At 58.4% G+C, this 22,680-nt stretch carries 20 protein-coding genes and 1 pseudogene; 10 read left to right on the forward strand and 11 right to left on the reverse strand.

Annotated elements, in window-relative coordinates:
* Positions 1-45 precede the first annotated feature (45 nt).
* Positions 46-948: a LysR family transcriptional regulator gene (locus tag AC2FJC_RS18680; RefSeq protein WP_496740738.1), complete on the forward strand. Its 903-nt coding sequence runs from the start codon at positions 46-48 to the stop codon at positions 946-948.
* Here AC2FJC_RS18680 and AC2FJC_RS18685 read toward each other — a convergent pair.
* On the reverse strand, positions 939-1,790 hold the full coding sequence (locus AC2FJC_RS18685; RefSeq protein WP_496740740.1) for a LysR substrate-binding domain-containing protein: 852 nt from the start codon (positions 1,788-1,790) through the stop codon (positions 939-941). The two genes, AC2FJC_RS18680 and AC2FJC_RS18685, sit on opposite strands and share 10 nt — an antisense overlap.
* A 103-nt stretch (positions 1,791-1,893) precedes the next feature.
* Here AC2FJC_RS18685 and AC2FJC_RS18690 point away from each other — a divergent pair, with 103 nt between their 5' ends.
* Positions 1,894-2,595, forward strand: a complete 702-nt coding sequence (locus tag AC2FJC_RS18690; protein WP_496740742.1) for an SDR family oxidoreductase — start codon at positions 1,894-1,896, stop codon at positions 2,593-2,595.
* Positions 2,596-2,597: 2 nt separating this feature from the next.
* Here the strand turns inward: AC2FJC_RS18690 and AC2FJC_RS18695 are convergent, their stop codons facing one another.
* The 4 genes from AC2FJC_RS18695 to AC2FJC_RS18710 are packed head-to-tail and all read right to left on the reverse strand — an operon-like array spanning position 2,598 to position 8,323.
* Positions 2,598-3,869, reverse strand: a complete 1,272-nt coding sequence (locus AC2FJC_RS18695) for an NAD(P)/FAD-dependent oxidoreductase (RefSeq protein ID WP_496740744.1) — start codon at positions 3,867-3,869, stop codon at positions 2,598-2,600.
* A 39-nt stretch (positions 3,870-3,908) separates the two neighbouring features.
* Positions 3,909-4,943, reverse strand: coding sequence for an ACP S-malonyltransferase (locus AC2FJC_RS18700; RefSeq protein WP_496740746.1), 1,035 nt, complete (start codon positions 4,941-4,943; stop codon positions 3,909-3,911).
* Positions 4,940-7,132 (reverse strand): dehydrogenase E1 component subunit alpha/beta, encoded by a 2,193-nt coding sequence (locus AC2FJC_RS18705; protein ID WP_496740748.1) that lies wholly within the window; start codon positions 7,130-7,132, stop codon positions 4,940-4,942. Before AC2FJC_RS18705 ends, AC2FJC_RS18700 begins: the two co-directional genes overlap by 4 nt.
* A gap of 24 nt (positions 7,133-7,156) precedes the next feature.
* Positions 7,157-8,323, reverse strand: coding sequence for a pyridoxal phosphate-dependent aminotransferase (locus tag AC2FJC_RS18710; RefSeq protein WP_496740750.1), 1,167 nt, complete (start codon positions 8,321-8,323; stop codon positions 7,157-7,159).
* A gap of 96 nt (positions 8,324-8,419) precedes the next feature.
* Here AC2FJC_RS18710 and AC2FJC_RS18715 point away from each other — a divergent pair, with 96 nt between their 5' ends.
* Complete coding sequence (locus AC2FJC_RS18715) at positions 8,420-9,310, forward strand: LysR substrate-binding domain-containing protein (RefSeq protein WP_496740752.1); 891 nt, start codon at positions 8,420-8,422, stop codon at positions 9,308-9,310.
* Positions 9,311-9,467: 157 nt separating this feature from the next.
* On the opposite strand, the gene AC2FJC_RS18720 is transcribed toward AC2FJC_RS18715, so the two are convergent.
* Positions 9,468-10,625 (reverse strand): acyl-CoA dehydrogenase family protein, encoded by a 1,158-nt coding sequence (locus AC2FJC_RS18720; protein WP_496740754.1) that lies wholly within the window; start codon positions 10,623-10,625, stop codon positions 9,468-9,470.
* A 126-nt stretch (positions 10,626-10,751) separates the two neighbouring features.
* Positions 10,752-11,315: a TetR/AcrR family transcriptional regulator gene (locus AC2FJC_RS18725; RefSeq protein ID WP_496740756.1), complete on the reverse strand. Its 564-nt coding sequence runs from the start codon at positions 11,313-11,315 to the stop codon at positions 10,752-10,754.
* A gap of 301 nt (positions 11,316-11,616) precedes the next feature.
* Between AC2FJC_RS18725 and AC2FJC_RS18730 the strand changes: the two genes are divergently transcribed.
* The 6 genes from AC2FJC_RS18730 to AC2FJC_RS18755 all read left to right on the forward strand — a co-directional run bounded on the left by AC2FJC_RS18730 (position 11,617) and on the right by AC2FJC_RS18755 (position 19,934).
* Complete coding sequence (locus AC2FJC_RS18730) at positions 11,617-12,081, forward strand: nuclear transport factor 2 family protein (RefSeq protein ID WP_496740758.1); 465 nt, start codon at positions 11,617-11,619, stop codon at positions 12,079-12,081.
* Positions 12,082-12,092: 11 nt separating this feature from the next.
* Positions 12,093-12,713: a pyridoxamine 5'-phosphate oxidase family protein gene (locus AC2FJC_RS18735; RefSeq protein WP_496740760.1), complete on the forward strand. Its 621-nt coding sequence runs from the start codon at positions 12,093-12,095 to the stop codon at positions 12,711-12,713.
* Between the two features lie 306 nt (positions 12,714-13,019).
* Positions 13,020-15,500, forward strand: a complete 2,481-nt coding sequence (locus AC2FJC_RS18740; RefSeq protein WP_496740762.1) for a heavy metal translocating P-type ATPase — start codon at positions 13,020-13,022, stop codon at positions 15,498-15,500.
* Positions 15,497-15,886: a Cu(I)-responsive transcriptional regulator gene (cueR, locus tag AC2FJC_RS18745; RefSeq protein WP_496725353.1), complete on the forward strand. Its 390-nt coding sequence runs from the start codon at positions 15,497-15,499 to the stop codon at positions 15,884-15,886. The genes AC2FJC_RS18740 and cueR overlap by 4 nt, the downstream gene beginning before the upstream one ends.
* The gene (locus AC2FJC_RS18750) at positions 15,840-16,856 is read left to right on the forward strand and encodes an NAD(P)-dependent oxidoreductase (RefSeq protein ID WP_496740772.1); all 1,017 of its coding nucleotides are present in this window, start codon (positions 15,840-15,842) and stop codon (positions 16,854-16,856) included. Before cueR ends, AC2FJC_RS18750 begins: the two co-directional genes overlap by 47 nt.
* 12 nt (positions 16,857-16,868) lie before the next feature.
* Positions 16,869-19,934, forward strand: coding sequence for an aminotransferase class III-fold pyridoxal phosphate-dependent enzyme (locus AC2FJC_RS18755; protein ID WP_496740764.1), 3,066 nt, complete (start codon positions 16,869-16,871; stop codon positions 19,932-19,934).
* 51 nt (positions 19,935-19,985) lie between these two features.
* Here AC2FJC_RS18755 and AC2FJC_RS18760 read toward each other — a convergent pair whose 3' ends face one another.
* Positions 19,986-20,462 carry a hypothetical protein gene (locus tag AC2FJC_RS18760; protein ID WP_109312371.1) on the reverse strand — a complete coding sequence of 159 codons (477 nt, stop codon included), beginning with the start codon at positions 20,460-20,462 and terminating at the stop codon, positions 19,986-19,988.
* Positions 20,459-20,626: a hemin uptake protein HemP gene (hemP, locus tag AC2FJC_RS18765; RefSeq protein ID WP_081894606.1), complete on the reverse strand. Its 168-nt coding sequence runs from the start codon at positions 20,624-20,626 to the stop codon at positions 20,459-20,461. The genes AC2FJC_RS18760 and hemP overlap by 4 nt, the downstream gene beginning before the upstream one ends.
* A gap of 225 nt (positions 20,627-20,851) precedes the next feature.
* Here hemP and gph point away from each other — a divergent pair, with 225 nt between their 5' ends.
* On the forward strand, positions 20,852-21,511 hold the full coding sequence (gene gph / locus AC2FJC_RS18770; RefSeq protein WP_496740766.1) for a phosphoglycolate phosphatase: 660 nt from the start codon (positions 20,852-20,854) through the stop codon (positions 21,509-21,511).
* Positions 21,512-21,653: 142 nt separating this feature from the next.
* Here gph and AC2FJC_RS18775 read toward each other — a convergent pair whose 3' ends face one another.
* Complete coding sequence (locus AC2FJC_RS18775; protein ID WP_496740768.1) at positions 21,654-22,088, reverse strand: hypothetical protein; 435 nt, start codon at positions 22,086-22,088, stop codon at positions 21,654-21,656.
* 61 nt (positions 22,089-22,149) lie between these two features.
* Positions 22,150-22,653 (reverse strand): annotated as a pseudogene (locus tag AC2FJC_RS18780) (aminotransferase class IV); the annotation flags it as partial.
* Positions 22,654-22,680 lie beyond the last annotated feature (27 nt).

Here is a 22,680-nt window from a genome sequence, read left to right on the forward strand (position 1 = left end):
ATGCGGCGTGGACAGTAAATCCATTCATGAATAATCATAAGCGGTATGAGCAAAACAGATTTCATGGATCTGGATGGCAAAGTCCTGAGGGTCTTTCTGACCATTCTCGAAGAAAACTCGGTGTCCAAGGCCGCAGATCGGCTTGGCGTGACGCAATCGGCCATCAGCCACACCCTGTCCAAACTTCGGGTGGTTCTGGGCGATCCGTTATTTATCAGATCAGGGCAAGGTCTAACCCCTACTGAGCGCGCCTTGTCCCTGAAAGACCCCGTGCAGCAGGTTCTGGACAATATGCGCGCACTGACCGAGGACCGCCCGTTCGACCCGCTGTCCGAAGAGATGGTCTTTCACATCGCCACAAACGACATGCCGAGGGAATTGATTTTCCCGCAATTGCTGCAAAAGGTTCGGACCGAAGGCGTGCGGCTGGGGTTGGGGTTTATCCCATCAGGTGTTCCAGACCCTGAGCTGCTGCGCAGCGATCGGTGTCAATTGATGCTGACGCCTTTGCCGCCGGATGGACCGGACATCTTTCAAAAGCGCATCCTCAGCAGTCCGTTGATGATCTACTATGATGGCACACGACGATCTCCTCCGGACAGTTGGGAAACCTATTGCGAAACCGAGCATGTCGAAGTGCGCTTTGCGGATGGCCGCAGCTCGCGCGCTGTTATGCGGGGTGTCGATCAAAACCAGATCAGGCCACCGACGGTTACCCTGCCGCATTTCAATGCCATTACCTCATTTGTGAAAGGCGGCGACCTGATTTCCACCGACACCGCGTTGATGAAACACGGGCCACTACGTGCGTTGGATTGTGCGCCCTTGCCCTTCGCATGCGACCCTGTCTCGATCTACATGGTCTGGCACCAAAGATCTTCCAACGATCCGGCACATCGCTGGTTGCGTGACAGGATCGAAGCCATCGCAGCGACGCTTCAGGATTGAGACAGCAACCAGTCTTTCATCACTGCGACCAGCGCGGGTTGGCGTGGCTGTTTGGGTGTTACGATGTAAAAGCCCAAGTCCTCGACCAGCTCGTCCGGGATCGGGCGCACCAACTGACCGGCGGCCAACTGGGCAGAAACAAGCGGTTCGTTAGCAAGCGCAACACCCTGGCCCGACACGGCTGCGTCGATGGCAAGGCTGGTCTGGCTGAAACTCATCATCTTTGGCTTGCCGGTGATCCCTGCCCGCTGCAGAAACAAAGGCCACAGCCCATGGGTGTCGTTCAGCAGAGTGTGCTTTATCAGGTCAGCAGGATGCGCAATTTTGGCCGCCATCTCAGGACCGCAAACCGGAACGAAAGCTGTGGAAAACAGAGGCACTGCGACCACCCCGGATCCAAACGGCGCGCGCCCTTGCCGAACAGCAATGTCGACACCGTCCCCCTGGAAATCCGCCAACCGTTCCCGCGCGTCGACCTGCACGGCAATATCAGGGTGGTGCCGCGTAAAGTCCGGAAGTCGTGGAACCAGCCATTTCGAGGCAAAGCTGGGCGTGACAGAGATAGTAATTTGTCTGTCCCCAGAAAGATCCTCGACGGCCTCTTCAATTAGTCGGAAGGCCCGGCGCAAGGGCGCATGGAACCTGCGCCCAGCCTCGGTCAGCGCAAGGCCACGTGGCAAGCGGTCAAAGAGCGTCACAGCCAATCGTGCCTCAAGCCCGCGTACCTGCTGGGCGACGGCACCTTGGGTGACGCCCAGATCCTCGGCAGCCAAGCGAAAGTTCAGATGCCGCGCCGAAGCTTCGAAGGCCCGCAAAGCGTTCAGAGGGGGAAGAGCCGCCATCGTAGCACCCTGTAGTTTTTCTACATCATAAGGCCAGCAGAACTGATTGGTCAATCAGATCGCCAAAGCGCATCTTCATGCCATCAATGAATGGAGAAATCACATGACCAAAGTGGCGCTGATAACAGCGGGCGGCAGCGGAATGGGCGCAGATTCAGCCCGACGTCTGGCCGCAGATGGATTTAAGGTCGGCATCCTGTCGTCTTCTGGCAAGGGTGAGGCACTGGCGCACGAACTGGGTGGTGTTGGCGTGACCGGGTCAAACCAGTCGACGGATGATCTGCAAAAACTGGTCGACACCGCGATGTCCCATTGGGGGCGCATCGACGTGCTGGTCAACTCGGCCGGTCATGGCCCGCGCGCGCCAGTGCTGGAGCTGTCGGACGAAGACTGGCACACCGGTATGGACGTCTATTTCCTGAACGCCGTCAGACCAACCCGGCTGGTGACACCAATCATGCAGAAACAAGGTGGCGGGTCGATCATCAACATTTCAACCTTCGCCGCATTCGAACCCGACCCTGTTTTCCCAACCTCGGGTGTTTTTCGCGCGGGTTTGGCGGCCTTCACCAAGCTGTTCTCGGATCACTACGCGGCTGACAACATCCGGATGAACAACGTCTTGCCAGGGTTCATCGACAGCCTGCCAGAGAAAGAGGAATTCCGCGCGCGCATCCCGATGGGCCGCTATGGACGCAGCTATGACGAGATCGCCTCGGTCGTGGCAATGCTTGCGTCAGAAGGCGGCGGCTATATCACCGGTCAAAACATCCGGGTTGATGGCGGCATCACCCGCGCGGTCTGAGGTCAGAACCGCGCTTTGACAAAATGGGTCAGCGCCGCGCCGGTTTCAAAATAGGCGCGGCGTAGCCCTATCCACTTTTCCTGATACTCTGGGACTGCGGGCACCGGCAAAAGGCTTGGATCGTCCTGCAACAGACTTTGGGCAACAAGGCGGCCAAAGACAGTGCCTGGCCCGATTCCACGCCCCGAAAATCCATGAACGGACAGAGCGTTGGGACCGATCTGCGTAATCTTCGGGATGTGGTCCGACGTCATGGCGATGCGGCCATGCCACCCTTCGACCAACGGCTGATCATTCAGTTGCGGATATAGCTGAGCCAGTTTGCGCTTGATCCAGCTCTTGTGAATCCCGCCGCCTGCCTGATCCAAGTCACCCATGGCACCGATGATAAACCGGCCCTCTTGATCCACTCGGAACGAGGTCATGATCAGGTCTGTGTCCCAGCACCCCTCGCCCCCCGGCAAAACACTGGCGCGCAGATTATCGGACAAAGGAGCCGTGGCATATTGGAAATAATAGACTGGCACATAAGCGGGGGCCGATGCGGTCAGATCACGGTGATAGGCATTGGTCGCCTGAATGACCCATTTGGCGCGCACCGTGCGCCGAGCAGTCTTCAACACCCAGGTTACATCCATTTGCTGCATGGACAGAACCGGATCTTGCGTGGAAACTGACGCGCCAGCCTCGATCCCGGCACGGGCCAATCCACGCACATATGCCAATGGCTGGATGGTCCCGGCGCGCGGGTCGAACAGAGCACCGCCAAAGGCCGCGCTGCCCGTTCGCTGCGCTGTCAGTTCTGCAGACAGCAACTCAACCGGTGCACCAGCAGCTCTGAGTTGCGCATGGCGCGCCTGCAGATCCCGAAGACCCGCAGCCGAATGCGCACAGTGCAAAGTTCCGTTGCGCACGGGTTCGCAGTCTATCCCATGCTGGTCGATCAGGCTGAACACCTCCGATGGGGCAGCGGCCAAAAGGTCAATCAGCCGATCCCCAACCGTGTCGCCGAGATGCGCGCGAATCTCAACGGGCGGCAACCACAGCCCCGCATTCGCCAGCCCGACATTGCGGCCCGAGCCACCGTGACCGATGTCATGCGCTTCAAGCAGACAGACCGAAGCACCAGCTTTGGCCGCAGTCAGGGCCGCTGAACAGCCGGTGTAACCACCCCCGATCACCGCCAGATCAACAGTGATATCACCGGTCGAAACACCGGGTTCGACATGTTCACGGCATGTGTTCAGCCAAAGGGACTGGTTGTGGTCGCTCACGTCGCGCTCCTTGAAATTGCGCGGATCATCAGGGCAGTGTCAGCCGGTTGCAAGCGCTCTTTGATCCTCGCGCCCCATCGCGATCAGGAAGGGTTGCGCATCCTGTTTCGCTTGAAAATCAGCCTTGTTACCCATGCCACGCCAGTTCGCCAGAACAAGAGATTGCGCCACTGCGCCACCTAAGGTCGCGCCGGGGCCGGTAACAATGAACATATCGGGCGCGAACTCATGCGCGGCGGACTGGATCGCACGGGTGAAATCATAGGGTTCGGTCACTTGGTGGCCCAGGGTATAATCCCAAAGCGCATGCGTATCCGTCGCACCCGGCCACCAAACCTTTCCGCGACCGTCGATCAGGGGGCGTTCAGGCTGTCGGAACAAATCCGCGCCCAAGAGCGTACGCCCTTCGGCAGCGACCGGTGCCTGCAAGGATGTGTGAAACGCGGCATGGTTTGGCAAGCGCATCGGGAAACGGTCCTGCAAGGTGGGTTGTGACGCCTCGAAAGCCTTCAGCCCCATCTCATTGCCTGCCAGAACCAACATTCCGCCCAGATCAATGGACAAAGCAAGGTCGTGACCGTCCACCACATTGATGCGTTTCACATCCGCCAGCAGCTCTGCCTTGCGAACAGTGTCGTCCGCCCAACCGTCGTCGGCAAAGGGATAAACCAGTTGGCCACCGATCAGGTGATCCTGCATCAGTGTTCCCATCGTGTTCACGACGCGGAACCCGTGGTCAGGCGACAACGCCCCGGCAGCGGCCAGCGCAATATACCACCCCATCGAGTTCCCGGTGACCGCGACCACTTCGATATCATCGGCCAGCGATTGCGCGTCTGCCAGCGAAGCTGCGTAGATGAGCGGTGAGGCAATATCGCCTTTTGAATACATGGAAACTGTGAACCGCGCTGCGCCATCCAATGCAGTAACTGCCTCTTGCCCTGCTTCCGCACGTATCGCGTCGAAGCCCCGAAACATCGCATTCTGCTGCGCGTGATGGCGATGCAGATAGCCAAGCTCGGGCTTGTTGTATGTACCCCGACCAGGGCAGATGACGACTGCTGTGCGGGTCATGAACGGCCTCCGGTCAGTTTAAGCGCAGCGGTGATAATCCCGTCCTTCGATGGCAGCGGAGCGGCATAGGCGGGGCCAGTTGCGATAAAACAATCTTCGGCCACGACGCGTGCAGTTGGGGTCGTGGGACTGTTTTCGGTGAAAAAGGTCATCAGCGCCTCGGACTGGCTGCCGGTCCGGCGACACTCGTCGACGATAAGGACGTGTTTGCAACCCTTTGTGGCCTGACACAGAGCCTCAATCGGGAGAGGTGCCAGCCAGCGCATGTCGATGATACGGGTTTTCACGCCTGCTGCCTCCAACTCGGGCAGAGCCTGTTTCGACAAGTAATGCCCGTTTCCATAAGTGACGATGGCCAGATCTTTACCCTCGCCATACACGCCCACCTCACCCAGCGTGATACTCTGGTCAGGCGACGGATACGTCGTCATCCAGCCTGCGTCCTGTGCATCGTGCAGATCGCGCATCGGATAGAGGGCAATCGGTTCCAGAAAGACCACCACCCGCTGTTCTTCGCGCGCCAAACGAACGCATTCGCGCAGCATCTTAGCCGCATCTGCGCCTGTCGACGGGCAGGCAATGATCACGCCCGGAATGTCGCGCAGGACAGCCAGCGAGTTGTCATTGTGGAAATGGCCGCCGAACCCTTTCTGATACCCAAGCCCCGCGATGCGTAGAACCATCGGGTTGGTGTACTGCCCGTTCGAGAAAAAGGGCAGGGTCGCGGCTTCGCCCCTGATCTGGTCCTCGGCATTGTGCAGATAGGCCAGAAACTGGATTTCGGGGATCGGAATGAACCCGTTATGCCCCATGCCGATGGCCAGTCCCAGAATGGACTGCTCATCCAACAGCGTGTCGATCACCCGGTCCGGGCCAAAGCGTTGCTGCAGTTTCTGGGTCACGCCATAGACGCCGCCCTTGCGGCCGACATCTTCGCCCATGCAGACGATCTCGCCGTGTTCCAGCATCAGATCGGTCAGCGCCCAGTTGATCAGGCGGCTCATAGGTTGCGGATCATCCATTGCCCGCGTGTCGCCGCCAAAGGCCTTGGCGCGCGCTTCGGCGCTGGGACCGTTCGTGGGCTTACAAGCCCGTTTTGGCGGGATCAGGCTGGCCATAACCTCAGAGGCGGAGGTCAGGTGCGGGCGGGTTGCGGCCTCCGCCGCGATGCGATCAGTACGGGCGCAGGTGTCTTCGTAGATTTTCAACGCCTGTTCCGGCGCCAACGCCCCGGCCTGTTCCAGCAAGCGCACCGAGTGCAGCAGGGGATCGTTGGCCTCATCCGCCTCAACCTCGGACTTCGGCAGGTACGTGGTCGGCACATCTGCGCCCGCATGGCCGTAAAGACGCACGGTTTTCAGATGCAGGAAGGCCGGTTTACGGCGGGTACGGACATACTCGGCGGCGTCTTGCGCCACCGCGAAGGTCTCATAAATATCCAGACCGTTGGCCTGAAAGTACTTGATTCCGGGGCGGTGTTCCATCGACGCCTGTATCCAGCCTTTTGGCGTTTTGACCGAGATTCCAATCCCGTTATCCTCACACACAAACAACAGCGGCAAAGGCGTCGACTGCACGCTGGTCCAGCCTGCGGTGTTGATCGCGCCCTGCGCTGTAGAATGATTGGCCGAGGCATCCCCGAAGGAACACATCGCAATCCCGTCCAAGGGCAATTCACGGTGTTCAGGATCGTGTCTCCGCGCGGCACCTAGCGAATACGCAGCGCCCACCGCCTTGGGCAGATGGCTGGCAATCGTCGAGGTCTGCGGCGGGATCGTGAGCGCCTTAGATCCCAGCACCTTATGCCGCCCGCCCGAAGTCGGATCCTCTTTCGAACAGGCAAAACTCAGCAGCATGTCCCATGCAATCTGCTGACCGGGCACCTGTTCCGACCGCGCGATCTGAAATGCCGCGTCCCGGTAGTGAAGAAATGCGATATCGGTCGGGCGTAGTGCATGCGCCACGGCGGCCATCCCTTCGTGGCCGGATGATCCGATAGTGTAAAACCCCTGCCCCGCCTTCTGCATCGCCCGGCTGGTCCGGTCCAACGCACGGCTAAGGACCTGTGACCGGAACAGCGACACCGCATCGGTTCTGCTTAGCCCCGGCCTCGGGCTTGCGCCTTCGGGGAAGTCGCGCTTTGCGACCTGGGTCAGGAAATTCTCGTGAACGATCTGGGCGCGGTCCATTGGGTGTTTTCCGGTCTTACTTAGTTACAATTTGGCGGTGGCGGCCGCGATACGGCGCATACCTTCTTGCAGGCTTTCGGTGGCATAGGCAAAAGAAAGCCGCAAATGCCCCGGCATCCCAAACGCACGCCCCGGCACCAGCGCCACACCCGCCTCATCCAGCAGAAAGCGACAGAATTCATGGTCTGTGGCCAATTTCGCATGAGTTTTGGGAAAGACGTAAAACGCGCCATCCGGCACGGCACATTCCAGACCAGCGGCGTTTAGCCCTTCGACAACCAGATCGCGGCGCGCTCGCATTGCCCGACGGCGTTCTGCCAGCAAGCCTTGCGGCCCGTTGATGGCCTCCAATGCTGCAGCTTGGGCAATCGAACACGCCCCCGACGTGATTTGCCCCTGCACAGCCACCATCGCCTTGATCAACTCAGCAGGGCCGATACCCCACCCGATACGCCAGCCGGTCATGGAATAGGCCTTGGACACGCCGTTTACAATCAACGTTCGATCCGCCAACTCGGGAACAGCCTGCACAAAGGGCGTGAAAGGCACAAAAGATAGGTGTTGATAAATCTCGTCAGAAATCACCCAGACCTGAGGATAGTTTTGCAATACCGCGCCCAGTGCCTGCAATTCCGCCTTGGAATAGACCGCGCCAGTTGGATTGGACGGGGAATTCAGCAGCAGCCAACGCGTGCGCGGGGTGATCGCGGCCTCCAACTGATCCGGCGTCAGTTTGAATTTCTGCGTCGCCGGACAGCGGACGACTACGGGGACACCGCCAGCCAAACTGACCATATCCGCATAGCTTGTCCAGAATGGAGCAGCCATAATCACTTCATCACCAGGGTTCAGAGTTGCCATCATTGCGGAGGACAAAACCTGCTTGGCACCCGTCGAAACGATTACATTTTCGGGGCGCGCGCCAGCCTCAGTCGCAATCGCTGATCGCAAGGCGGGCGTTCCTGCCGTTGCGGGGTATCGCGTCTGCCCGTCAATAGCTGCGCGGTGGGCCGCCTCAACAACATGCGGCGGCGTTGGGAAATCAGGCTCACCTGTGCTGAGCGCAATCACGTCGGCACCCTGCGCGCGAAGACGCGCGGCCTGCTCTGAGATACGAACGATCTCTGACAGCTCAATGCCATTCAACCGGTCGGCGGGCTGAAACTCTTTAATACTGGTCGTCAGGTTCATTGGTCCACATCCACGCTGGAATCCACACCTCTGTATCGGGCTGGCGCGCTGCAATTGCCAGTGATATTCCGTGTGAAAGGTATGAGGATTAGTCATATGATTGCGCCCCGTCGGTTTCTTCCCTCGATCCCCTCTCTTCTGGCATTGGAGGCGGTTGATCGCCTCGGCAGTGCCTCGGCTGCAGCCGAGGAGCTGTCGCTAACCCAAAGCGCGATCAGCCGACAGCTGAAGTCCATGGAGGAACAACTGGGTGTCGCGCTTATCCAGCGCAATCAAATGCGATTGCACCTGACCCCCGCCGCAAAAGATTATGTTCAGGTGGCGCGCAAAGCGCTGAACCAGATTGCGCAGGCGTCACTGAAACTGAAGGCCAACCCAACAGGCGGGTCGCTGAACCTGTCCATCCTGCCCGCCTTTGGAATGCACTGGCTGGCGCCGCGCCTGCAGGATTTTGCCCGTCGCCACCCCGAAGTGACCGTGAACCTGAGCACATGCCTCAAGCCGTTTGATTTCGAGACCGAACATTTTGATGCCGCCATCCACTTCGGCCAAAAGAACTGGCCGGGCGTCAACTACCTGCCGATTATGCGTGAAGATGTGGTTCCGGTCTGCGCGCCGGACCTGTTGCCCGATCAGGAGCAGGACATGATCTGGCTGATGACAGCGCCATTGCTGCATCTAGAGACCCGACCGGACGCTTGGGAGCGATGGTTTGCGGCACAAGGGCGTGACACATCGGGGATGCGGGGAATGCTGTTCGATCAGTTCTCGACCATGGTACAGGCCACGATCCACGGGTTGGGAGCGGCGCTATTGCCCAGCTATCTGATCGAAAACGAGCTGAATACCGAAAGGTTGGTTCCAGCATGGAACGGGCCCCATATCAGCCTTGGGCAATTCTTTCTGGTCTGGCCACAGTCTCGACCGGAATCCGAACCGCTACGGTCGTTTCGAATATGGCTGCAAGGTCAGGTTGGCCCATTCTGATCCAAAACTGCACAGCCAAACACTGCGCAGCCTCCGGCTTTGCGTCCTGCGGACGGCAGAGGGGCCAGCAGGTGCGGGCTGCGCCCGCACCTGCTGGCCCAACGGGAGGAGACGTTTTCCAGAAACGTTGACGACAGGCGGGAGCCCTTTGGGTGCGTTACTTGTCCAGCGAACGGGCGATCAGTTCCTTCATGATCTCGTTGGTGCCGCCGTAGATCATCTGCACCCGCGCATCCGCATAAAGCCGGGCAATCGGGTATTCCATCATGAACCCGTACCCACCGAACAACTGAAGGCATTCGTGCATGATCTCGTTCTGCACTTCTGAACCCCAGTATTTCACCATAGAAGCCGTCGCCGCATCCAATGTACCAGCCTCAAGCTGCGCAATGCAGTCATTGACGAAACTGCGCAGAACCTCGGCCTTGGTTTTGCACTCGGCCAGTTTGAAACGCGTGTTCTGAAAGTCCATAACGCGCTGGCCAAATGCCTTGCGTTCCTGCGTATAACGCACTGTCTCGGCAATTGCGAAGTCGATCGCGCCCAGCGCCATGATACCGATGGTCAGGCGTTCCCACGGCAATTGCTTCATCATCTGATAGAAGCCCTGACCTTCCTCGGGTCCGATCAGGTTGGTCATGGGAACCTTGACGTCTTCAAAAAACAGCTCGGCCGTATCGTTGGCCTTCATCCCCAATTTCTTGAGGTTACGGCCGCGACGAAACCCTTCTGCGCCGTCTGTTTCTACAGCGATCAGCGATACGCCCTTGGATCCCTGCGTCTTGTCCGTCTTTGCGGCCACCAGGATCAAATCGGCGGATTGGCCGTTGGTGATAAAGATCTTGGACCCGTTCAGGCGATAGGAATTTCCGTCTTTGTCCGCCGTGGTGCGAACGGACTGAACGTCCGAGCCTGTTCCGGGCTCGGTCATGGCCAAAGCGCCGACCATCTCACCGGATGCCAGACGGGGCAGCCATTTGTGCTTTTGATCCTCGCTGCCGTATGCGTTCAGGTAATGGATAACGATAGACTGAATCCCAAATCCCCAGCCTGCATCGCCGCGTGCGGATTGGCCGTACAACGTGACCGCGTCAAATCCGATCCCGCCGCCTACGCCACCATATTCCTCGGCAATAGCACCGGCCATCAGCCCCATGTCCCCTGCCTTGTTCCAGAACTCGCGATCGACCATGCCGTTTTGGTTCCAGCGTTCGATATTGGGCACAAGTTCGTCGTCCATGAACCGGTTTGCCATTTCGGCAAACATCTGATGTTCGTCAGTGACCCAGTTGGCGGTTGGCTTGAATAGCGACATGTAGGTTTCTCCCAAATCGAATTTCGATAAGGGTAGCGTTGGGCATCGCGCAAACCAACCCATCCACCGGATTGCTACGCAACGTCTTTTTCGCACAAGACCTTACGTTCACAGGTTTAAACCCGGTCAAGCCAGGGCATTATCCAGCAGAACCTGTGCCGCTGCCTTTGCATCTCGCGCTGGATCGCAGCTTTTTACCAGGACGGCCGTTACGATTGCGCCCTCTTGCAAGAGCAGCAGCTGGCATCCCAATGCATCGGGATTACGTGCGCCTGCCTTGCGGGCCAAATCGGTTAGAAACTCGAGCATCAGATGCTTGTGTTCGGCTGCTTGCACATGGATTGGGTGATCTTGTTCCTGATACTCTGCGCCCGCTTTGATGAACATGCATCCGCGAAAGCTGTCCTCCTGGAACCATTCGCCCAGCGCATCGAAACTGGCGATCAACCGTTCGGCAGGCGTATCGGCAAGTGCATCAATCCGTGACATGAACCATTCGCGAAAATTATCGTTTCGCAGCCGCAGCGCCGCCAGGATCAGCTCTTCCTTGGTACGGAAATGTTTGTACATCGACGTTTTCGACACGCCCGTCTCTACCACTAACTTGTCCATGCCGGTGGCGTGAAATCCGTCACGATAAAAGACCTGCAATGCTTTGCGGACCAGCTCGTCACGTTTGTTCGGGCGCATCTGTCAGCTCCTGTGTGTACTGATCGGTACATAATGCACTGCAGCGATGGCTGCAACAGACACAACCTAACCTGCTGTTTTCACTTACTCTCCTTAGGAGACGAAAATGTGAACTCAAATAAATCCAACTCAACACTTGAAAAAGGTTACCGATCTGTACACATTCAAGACACAGTGTACCGATCAGTAAACTCAGGAACGAACATATGAGACCCCGCACCAGACCACTCTCGCACCAGTACATCCCCCTTCTTTTGACCATCGCCTTATTGGCAGCTTCTCTGACCTGAAAGACCTACAAATGACCCGTCCTCCTCTGCCCCCGTTCACCCTGGAAACCGCAACGCAAAAAGTGGGATTGGCGGAAAACGCCTGGAACAGCCGGGATGCGGATGTCGTGACCCCGGCCTATACCGAAGACAGCCAGTGGAGAAACCGGGCAGAATTCCTAAGCGGCCATGCAGACATCCATGCCTTTCTGACACGCAAGTGGCACAAGGAACTGGACTATCGGTTGATAAAAGAGCTGTGGGCCTTTTCCGGTGACCGCATTGCGGTACGCTACGCATATGAATGGCGTGACGACAGCAGTCAGTGGTTCCGGTCTTATGGCAACGAAAACTGGCGATTTGCCGAAGATGGTCGAATGGCCGAACGTCACGCATCGCTGAACGACCTGCCGATTGCGGAAACCGAACGTCTGTTTTTCTGGCCGCAAGGCCCCCGCCCCGACGATCACCCCGGCCTGTCCGATCTGGGACTTTGAAAGGACATCTCATGCCTCGCGCCTTTTCCGAACTGACCTTCACCCCTGCCGTCCGCGCCCATCAGGAACGGATGGGGTCTGCCAAGACCTATGCCAAATTCATCGAAAGTGGCCCGCAGCAAGGACACGAAATCGGCGAGCCTGAAAAGGCCTTTATCGAAGCGCGGGATGGGTTCTATCAATCCACTGTGTCCGAAACGGGTTGGCCATATGTGCAATACCGTGGCGGACCGACCGGGTTTCTCAAAGTTTTGGGACCGCAGACAATCGGTTATGCCGACTTTTCGGGCAACAAACAGTATATCTCGCGCGGCAATCTGGATGGAAATGACCGGGTTGCAATGATCTTGATGGATTACGCCAATCGGCGGCGCCTGAAAATCCTTGGCCGGGTCGCGTTCACCGAGGGCGAAGATGCCACGACCAGCCTATATCCTGACGGTGCCGATGCCCCAGCTGAACGCGCCGTCATCATCCAGGTCGAAGCGCTGGACTGGAACTGCCCGCGCCACATCACGCCCCGCTTTACCGAGGCGGAGCTTCGTCCACATCTGAACTCGCTAGGGCAGCAATTGGCGCAACTTCAGGCCGAAAACGACAGGTTGAAGCAAGAGCTGGCAAAACGGCCCTGACCCAGCAGCGCCGGACGAACCTCTCGAACCAGGACTTTGCCCATGTCGCGATCTTCATTGAATATGGCCGGTTTTATTCTTGTAGGCATTGCGCTGACCACGGCCGCAATGTCGCTTGCGTTCTTTGCCTCCCCCGAGGCCGTCAGATCGCCGCCGCCGGATACCTACAACTCTCTCTTGCTAGGAATGTTTGCGAACAGGTGACGCCGACGCGCGCGTTGCAGAAAGAAAATCCGCGAAACCCCTTGACCTTCCCGTGACTGGAACCCCCATTTGGAGGGCAGATCAGACATCGGGACGAGTCGCATGGCTACGCCGCAAACAACACAACTCAAAATCTCGGGCATGTCCTGCGCGTCCTGCGTGGCGCGTGTAGAAGCCGCATTGCAATCGGTGCCAGAAGTAACCGATGCCTCGGTCAACTTCGCGACCGAAACGGCGCAGGTCACACATACCGGGCCGATCAACGCACTGACTGACGCCCTGAGCAACGCCGGGTATCCGGCGGCCAGCAAGCAGACGACCCTGAAAATTGGCGGGATGACCTGCGCCTCGTGCGTGGCAAAGATCGAAAAAGCGCTGACTGCTGATTCTGCGGTCGTCGACGCACAAGTTAACCTTGCGACCGAAACCGCCGTGGTCACGTTTATCGATGGCGCCACCGACCCGCAAAAGCTAGCCAGTTTGTCTGAGGCAGCTGGATACCCTGCGCGCGTAGCGGACAGCATGACGGCTGACCAAACAGACCACACGAAATCCGACGAAGCGCATGCGCTGACCCGCACGACGATCTTCGCAGCGGTATTGGCTCTGCCAGTATTCATTCTGGAAATGGGCGGGCATATGATCCCGGCCTTCCACCATTGGGTCCAGGCCACAATCAGCACGCAATCCAGCCACCTCATCCAGTTCGCACTGACCTCGGCCATTCTGATTGGCCCCGGGCGCGTGTTCTACGCCAAGGGTATTCCGTCACTGATGCGCGGATCGCCCGATATGAACGCGCTGGTCGCTTTAGGAACGGGGGCCGCCTATTTGTTTTCCGTCACCGCAACCTTCGCCCCGCAGATCCTGCCGCAGGGTAGCGCCAATGTGTATTTCGAGGCCGCCTCTGTCATCGTGGTTCTCATACTGCTGGGCCGGGTCATGGAAGCGCGGGCCAAAGGTCGGACCGGGGCCGCGATCCGCAAGCTGGTCGGGTTGCAGCCCAAAACGGCACGGGTCGAACAGGACGGAAATTTCATTGATCGCCCCATCGCCGACATAACAGTAGGCGATACCCTGCAGATCCGCCCGGGCGAACGGGTTCCTGTGGATGCCGAGGTTCTGGACGGCACCTCTTATGTGGATGAAAGCATGATCACGGGCGAACCTGTGCCGGTGGGCAAGTCGCCATCGGATCAGGTCGTTGGCGGTACGGTGAATGGCACCGGAGCGTTGCGAGTACGCGCAACGCGCGTTGGTGCCGATACGGTGTTGGCGCAGGTGATCCACATGGTCGAACAGGCGCAGGGGGCGAAGCTGCCGATCCAAGGGCTGGTCGACCGGATTACTGCGCGATTTGTGCCCGTTGTGATGGCTGTTGCGCTGCTGACGATTGCCGTTTGGTTGTTCGTTGGCCCAGAACCAGCTTTGCCATTGGCGCTGGTCGCCGGTGTCTCAGTTCTGATTATCGCCTGCCCCTGCGCCATGGGCCTTGCGACACCAACCTCGATCATGGTCGGCACCGGCCGCGCGGCAGAATTGGGTGTGCTGTTCCGCAAAGGCGATGCGTTGCAGCAGTTGCAGCAGGCCAAGGTGGTCGCGCTGGACAAGACCGGGACACTGACGCTGGGCCGGCCGGAACTGGAGAGTGTTACGACTGCAAACGGCTTTGACCGCGACGGTGTTCTGCGTTTGGCCGCCGCCGTCGAGGCACGGTCAGAGCATCCCGTTGCCACTGCCATCACTCGTGCCGGACCATCTGATTTGCCTAAGGTATCCGAATTTGGTTCGCTCACAGGGCTGGGTGTTCGGGCTGTGGTCGAGGGGCATAAGTTGCTGATCGGTTCCGCCAGATTGATGGAACAGAACGACATAACAGTCAGGGACCTGATGGCCGAGGCCAACCAGCGCGCCGAAGAAGGCGCAACCCCTTTGTTTGTAGCAATCGACGGGCAGGCCGCTGCGATGCTTGCGGTTGCGGACCCGATCAAGCCCGGTACTGTGCAGGCGCTTGGGCGGTTGCACGAAATGGGGCTAACCTTGGCGATGGTGACAGGCGACAACACCCGGACGGCGCAGGCGCTGGCGGATAAGCTGGGCATAGATTATGTCACGGCCGAAGTACTGCCCGATGGTAAGCTTGCCTCGATCAATACTCTGCGCGACACGTTCGGCGCACTGGCCTTTGTCGGGGATGGCATCAACGATGCCCCGGCGTTGGCTTCGGCGGATATCGGAATCGCCATCGGAACCGGCACCGATGTAGCGATTGAAACTGCGGATGTGGTGCTGATGTCGGGTGATCTGCGCGGTGTCGCAAACGCGGTCGAGATCAGCCGCAGAACCATGCGCAACATCAAGCAGAACCTAGGCTGGGCGTTTGGTTACAACATCCTGCTTATCCCGGTTGCTGCGGGAGTTCTTTACCCGTTTGGCGGCCACCTTCTGTCCCCGGCCCTTGCCGCAGGGGCCATGGCATTGTCCAGCGTCTTTGTCGTCTCGAATGCGCTGCGCCTGCGACGCGTCCGCGCCAGCCTGCCTGACGCCCCGCAAGACCATTCAACACAAACGGTGACCTCATGAATATCGGCGATGTTTCAAACCAGACAGGTCTGCCCGCAAAAACAATTCGGTACTATGAAGATATCGGTTTGGTGAAACCGCTACGCGATGACAACGGATACCGCAGATTTCGCAGTCAGGACGTGCACAAACTGACTTTTTTGGGCCGCGCCCGCGCCTTGGGTTTCACGATCGAGGATTGCCGCACATTGATGGCGCTTTATGAGGATGAAACCCGTGCCAGTGCCGATGTCAAAAAAGTCGCGCGCGCGCACATGGTCCAGATCGAAGCAAAGATCGCGGATCTAGAGGCCATGCGGGACACTCTCAGCCATCTGATCGACGCTTGCGCAGGCGACGATCGGCCCGATTGCCCGATCCTGCAGGATTTGGGCGGCAAATCGTGACGCGGGGTTGCCCTTTGGACTCAGCTTTGCTTTGTCTCTGCTGAACAATCCGGCCCGCCGAAAAAGACGGACACCGGACAGCAGAGAGGATCTCCAAATGGCAAAAGTCGCGTTTCTGGGTCTAGGTGTCATGGGCTATCCCATGGCCGGTCACTTGCAGGCCGACGGGCATGAAGTCACCGTGTATAATCGCACCGCCGCCAAGGCAGAGGCCTGGGTCGCCCAACATGGTGGCGCAATGGCGGCCACACCGCGCGAGGCCGCGCAGGGTGCGGATTTTGTCATGGCCTGCGTTGGTAATGACGACGACCTGCGGATGGTCTGTACAGGTGAAGACGGCGCATTCGGCGGCATGTCCGACGGCGCGATCTTTGTCGATCACACCACTGTTTCCGCCATGGTGACGCGCGAGCTGTACCAAGCTGGACAAACGCAAGGTATTGCTTTTGTGGACGCTCCGATCTCGGGCGGTCAGGCAGGGGCAGAAAATGCGGTTCTGTCGATTATGTGCGGTGGAGATCAGGCGGCGTATGACGCGGCGGAACCGATCATGCAGGTCTATTCCAAGATTTGCCGTCGCATCGGCGACAGCGGTGCAGGTCAGATGACCAAGATGTGCAACCAGATCGCCATTGCCGGACTGGTGCAGGGCCTCAGCGAAGCGCTGCACTTTGCCGAGAAGGCGGGCCTTGATGGCCGCGCGGTCGTTGAAGTTATCAGTCAGGGTGCGGCAGGCAGTTGGCAGATGGCGAACCGGTACGAGACGATGCTGGATGACCATTTCGACCATGGGTTTGCCGTGGACTGGATGCGTAAGGATCTTGGCATCTGTCTGGATACGGCCAATGAAACGGGGGCTTCACTGCCTGTGACCGCTCTGGTCGATCAGTTTTACAAGGACGTTCAGAAACTGGGCGGCGGACGCTGGGATACATCTGCGCTGGTCAAACGCCTGCGCGCGCTGGACTAAGGGACTGCAGCTATGGTTGAGCCGACGGAGTTCTGGGCCCGCGCCCTGCGCACCCATTGGGGGCTTGAGGCCAAACTGACCCGGTTGGACGGCGAATATGACCTCAACTTTCTGGTCAAGGCCACCAATGGTCAGGACTATGTGCTGAAAGTCATGCGTGCGGATTGCGAGGCAGAGTTCATTGATCTGCAGATCAAGGCGCTGAAACACATCGCTGTCGAGGCTCCGGGCTTGCCCTTCCCCGATGTGCACCCTGATATCAGCGGCGCGCTACTTCCGGAAATCTCTGATCAGGATGGGCAGCCGCGACTGGTTTGGTTGCTCGAATGCCTGCCCGGCCAATGCTATGCCAAGGCTGCGCCGAAATTCGAGGAACTGATCCTGAAACTGGGCCGCGTTCTAGGCGCAACCGACCGGGCACTGGAACGGTTTACTCACGACGGGCTACACCGCGCGGATTTCAAATGGGACCTGACACAGGCGGGCTGGATTTCGGACAAGTTGGATGCCATTGCCGACCCTGCGCGGCAGGTAATGTTGTCAGAGATTTGCGTTGAATTCGATGCGATCTCGGGCTCTCTGGCGGGCCTGCCGAAGCAAGCGATCCACAATGATGCCAACGACTACAATATATTGGTCGACGGTGAACTGGGTCAGCGGCAAACCGTCTCTGGCTTGATCGACCTGGGCGACATGTGCGCCGCACCGCGTATCTGTGATCTGGCGATAGCCGGGGCGTATATCGTCCTGGACCACCCAAAACCCGAGCGGGCATTGACGGCGTTGGTCCGCGGCTATCACGCCGCCAATCGTCTGCGAGCTGACGAGGTCGATCTGATCTGGCCGCTGCTGCGGATGCGGCTGGCCGTGTCCGTGGTAAACTCGACCCTGATGGCGGCGGACAATCCGAACGATCCTTATGTGACCATCAGTCAGGCCCCTGCATGGCGCTTCCTAGAGAACGATACGGTGAATGGCGGCTTGATGCCCGCCCGGCTGCGCGCCGCTTGCGGGTTGCCGGTGACCGACGGGGCCGAACGTATCCACGCCTATCTGTCCGAACATCGCGGTCAATTCGCCCAGATGTTCGAACAGGACCTGAGCGATGTTCCGATGGGATCGCTGTCGGTCGAGAATTCAACATGGCCACAGAACCCGTTCCTCATGCCGCTAGACGAAGCCGCGCGCGTGGGTGAAGAGTTCGGAGAAGGCCTTTGGCTGGGTTACTACAACGAACCGCGCCTGATCTATGCCGAGCCGGCGTTCCGCAAAGGGCCGTGGAAGGCCTCTGACAGGCGAACGGTGCATTTGGCCGTGGACGTATTCGCCCCAGCCGGAACCGTGCTGCATGCCCCCATGAGCGGCCGGGTCGAAGCGGTCGAAAACCGGGACGCGCATCTGGACTATGGCGGCGTCGTGATCCTGCATCATGAGACACCCGAAGGCGATCCGTTCTATACGCTCTACGGTCATCTGGACCCCGAGGTCTGTGACCGACTGAAACCGGGCGATCCGGTGGCGCAGGGCGCGGCTTTTGCGCGATTGGGGGATGCTACGCAGAACGGCGGCTGGGCTCCGCATGTGCACTTTCAACTGGCCCTGACAACGGACGGCATGCAGAACGACTGGCCCGGTGTCGGCGATCCTGACGAAATGGAGTTGTGGCACGCCGTCTGTCCAAACCCTGCGGCCCTGCTGAACCTGCCGGACGACAAGGTGTTCTATCGCCCGACCGACAAGCAAGCGATCCTGCAAGGGCGGTACGACCATTTCGGCGGGAACCTGAGCCTGACCTATGACGATCCGGTCATGCTGGTACGTGGGTGGAAACACCATCTGTTCGACGAATGGGGCCGCCCCTATCTGGACGCTTACAACAACGTCCCCCACGTGGGCCACGCGCACCCGCGCATACAAGCTGTCGCGGCGGATCAACTTAAGCGGATGAATTCGAACACACGCTACCTGCACCCCGCACAGACCGCGTTTGCCGACAAGATTCTGTCCAAGCTACCGGATCATTTTGAGGTCTGCTTTTTCGTCAACTCGGGCACCGAAGCCAACGAGCTGGCCTTGCGTCTGGCGCGCGCGCATACCGGCGCCAAGGGGATCGTGACGCCGGATCATGGCTATCACGGTAATACCAACGCGGCGGTGGCGATCTCTGCCTACAAGTTCAACAAACCGGGCGGGATTGGTCAGGCCGATTGGGTCGAGTTGGTGGAAGTCGCAGACGACTATCGTGGCTCGTTCAAACGTGATGATCCTGATCGGGCACAGAAGTTTGCCGATCTGGTTGATCCGGCTATTGCCGCGTTGCAGGCCAAAGGACAGGGGTTGGCTGGCTTCATCGCCGAGACCTTCCCCTCGGTCGGCGGCCAGATCATTCCACCCAAGGGGTACCTGCCAGCCGTCTACGACAAAATCCGTGCAGCTGGAGGTGTTTGCATTGCTGACGAGGTGCAGACGGGCCTTGGTCGCCTTGGCGACTACTATTTCGGCTTTGAACACCAGGGCGCGCTGCCGGATATCGTTGTCATGGGCAAACCCATCGGCAACGGCCATCCGCTGGGCGTACTGGTCACGACCAAAGCCATCGCCGACAGTTTCAACAACGGGATCGAGTTCTTTTCAACCTTTGGCGGCTCCACCCTGTCCTGCCGAATTGGCAAAGAGGTGCTGGACATCGTCGATGACGAAGGCCTGCAAGATAACGCCCGTGTCATGGGTGGGCAGCTGATGGATGGGCTCCGTCAGATCGAGGCTGATTTCGCCTGTGTCGGTGACGTGCGCGGCATGGGCTTGTTTCTTGGTGTGGAGCTGATCAATCCGGACGGATCCGAGGGCACCGAGATCTGCAGTTACGTCAAGAACCGGGTGCGCGATCACCGGATCCTGATCGGCAGCGAAGGACCCAAGGACAACATCCTGAAAATCCGCCCGCCTTTGACCATCGAGGCGGAGGATGTCGACATGATCCTCTGGGCCCTGTGCGAGGTTCTGTCCGAGGTTGGTGACTTTGCCCCTGCCCCGACTTGCGATCATGATCATCATCACGCGGGCTGCGGGTGCTGCTAAAACAACAAAACCCCGGCTCGCCAGAGTCGGGGTTTTGAAGCCGCCTGCCGCTTAATGCAGCACGGCCGAGGGGGTTTTGTGCCCGGTTGTCGGCAAGGGCACTGACGCGGTCATCCGACGCAGCACCATACCCATCTCTTCGGACAGTGACGCCAGTGCCGGGGCAAAGTCTGGTCTAACGATCAGCGTTGCCATCATCATCGCGTCTTCACGCGCCCCTTCCGAGGCTGCAGCAATCATCTGGGCAAAACAGTTTTCGTCTGCGCCAAGGCAAGAACAGCCAAGTCCGTGCCGTACCAACGGACGGCGGCCGTGGTGGGCACACAGCCCGCACAAACGATCCAGCGTCATCATTGCAGCCCGCCCCTGATCCAGACCAAGCGCGATCTCGAAATCGCTTGCAGCATCCGAACGGGCCTCGGGGCTTTCGCTCCACAATCGCAGATACATCACAGCACCGGCTTCGATTGGGCTGAGGTCGGACAGACGCCCAACCGCAGCGCCACCGCGCGAGGAATTCGTGCTCATTTTGTCAGGATCAACTTGCCGGCGCGCGTGATACGCAAGGTATATAGTTGATCGCCCAGTTCGATATGGGCCAGGTTGCCACCCTTGGTCAGATCTTCGGCCTTATGTGCCGGAAGCATGGACACCGCATAGGACTGGCTGGGATTCGGGGTCTGCACATTCATCAGGACAACTCCAGTAGGTTCTCAGGCGAAGGGCCTTAATTTGTTCGCGCTTTCAACAATATGGCTGACCCGAACTGGGTTGGCTGAGGGGGTCTTTCCGTTAATCTGATTAATTTAGTCAGGTATGTCAACTCTATTCGATGGAAACCGCGGATGTGGGGTGATTGCGCAAGGATTTCATGCAGGTTAGGTCTGGCTCACGCGCATTAACCGACGGGGAAACCGATGACCGCAACAATCATGTTCGACCTGGATGGAACGCTGGTAGACAGCCTTCCGGACATTGCAGCGGCCGCCAACCGGACATTGCTGGATATCGGCGTCGCCCCGTTGCCGGAAAGCACGATCAAGCAATTCGTGGGCAACGGTCTGCCAAAACTGGTCGAACGCATGATCCGCCATCACGACCTGCCGATCGAGCAGCATAGCGAATTGACCAAACTCACACTAGCCCATTACTCTGCCGCCTCCAGCGACAAAACGATCCCTTACCCAGGCGTCCCGCAAGCTCTGACGCAACTGCGCGAAATGGGCTGCGTTCTGGGCGTATGCACAAACAAACCTGAGGCACCCGCACGTCATATACTGGACGCACTGGATCTGGCACATCACTTCGATACAGTGTTTGGCGGCGATACATTGCCTGTTCGCAAACCGGACCCCGGGCACCTTGAGGCAAGTTTCAACGCGGTCGCCAGCGCCGGACCCCGGCTCTATGTCGGAGACAGCGAAGTGGATGCCGAAACTGCGCGTCGTGCAAACGTGCCCTTTCTTTTGTTTTCGGAAGGCTACCGAAAAACTCCGTTGGAAGAGATCCCACACAGGTTCAGCTATGATGACGCGCACAAACTACCCGCACTCGTCCTGGAGGCATTGCAGGGATAGGGGAGAAATTTGCTGGCAGGGGGATTTCAGAAGGCGGTTGAGGGGCCGGCCGAGGGGGTAAGTAGCCAGCCCCTCATCGGGGAAAAGTGGTATTGTCCGCAGTAAATCTTTGGATGATTAACCCTAACGAATCGACCTGCATTCAGAAATTGGGGGTTTCCCGTAGGCGGAGATAACTAATTGAATTTTCATTCATTTTTATGACAAAAAATGCCAAATAACCGAAAATGCACATTTTGGCACGCGTCTGAACCCAAGAATCATTCATCTGGCCGGCGAAAACTCTACTCCATGCGCTGCCTGCCAAGAAAAATTGGACAGACCTTCCTTGGAAAACAATCCTCGTCCGCAGGCCGATCAGGGTGACGCTGGATTGCGCCAAATTCAGCAATGGGTTTTCGATAAACTGAAAAAACGGTGTGTTCTTCGGGTCCGGTGAGATTGCGAGCCGGCAGAACGCTTCAAGCTTGAATTGCTCGCCATCAACGCTGCTGGCTTCGGCCCAGTTCAGACCAGGCCGTGCAAGGTTTGTCTTGCGATCCATATGGCTGCGGCGATTTTTGATTTTGAACGTCAAAGAGCCTCGTTCGGTCGCCTGCCAGTTGGTTCAGGCGCAAGCCGCGATCTGTACCATGAACTCAACTCGCAACCTTCAGGGTGCTTCGTTGCACGAGATCCTTGTAGAGCTCGCGTAGGCGACGTGCCATCGGGCCAGCACCTTCATGTTCTCCGATCGTTTTCCCGTCAATTGAAGCGACAGGTGTTTGCGCACCGAAAGTGCAAGTCAAAAAGGCCTCGTCGGCTCCATACGCTTCATAAAGCGAGTAATTCTTCTCGAACACCGGGATGCCGTTGGCCCTGCACAGGTCTATGACCTTTTGGCGAGTGACCCCGTTCATGCAGTAGTCGCCAGTGGAGGTCCAAACCTCATCGCGGCGAACAATGAAGAAGTTGCAGGCATTTGTGGTGTTCACAAACCCAAGTGGATCCAGCATGAGGGCCTCGTCCGCGCCAGCCTGTTCAGCCTGCAGACATGCGATAACGCAGTTCAGTTTCGAGTGACTGTTATACTTAGGTTCTGGACCCATTAAATTTGTTGCTGCTGTCTCTGTTGCATGCTTCAAGCCACTGAGTTTCAGAGGTGTATCATGAGCAATCTATTCTGGCTG

It is taken from the genome of Ruegeria sp. CDSB117 (genome assembly GCF_059611005.1).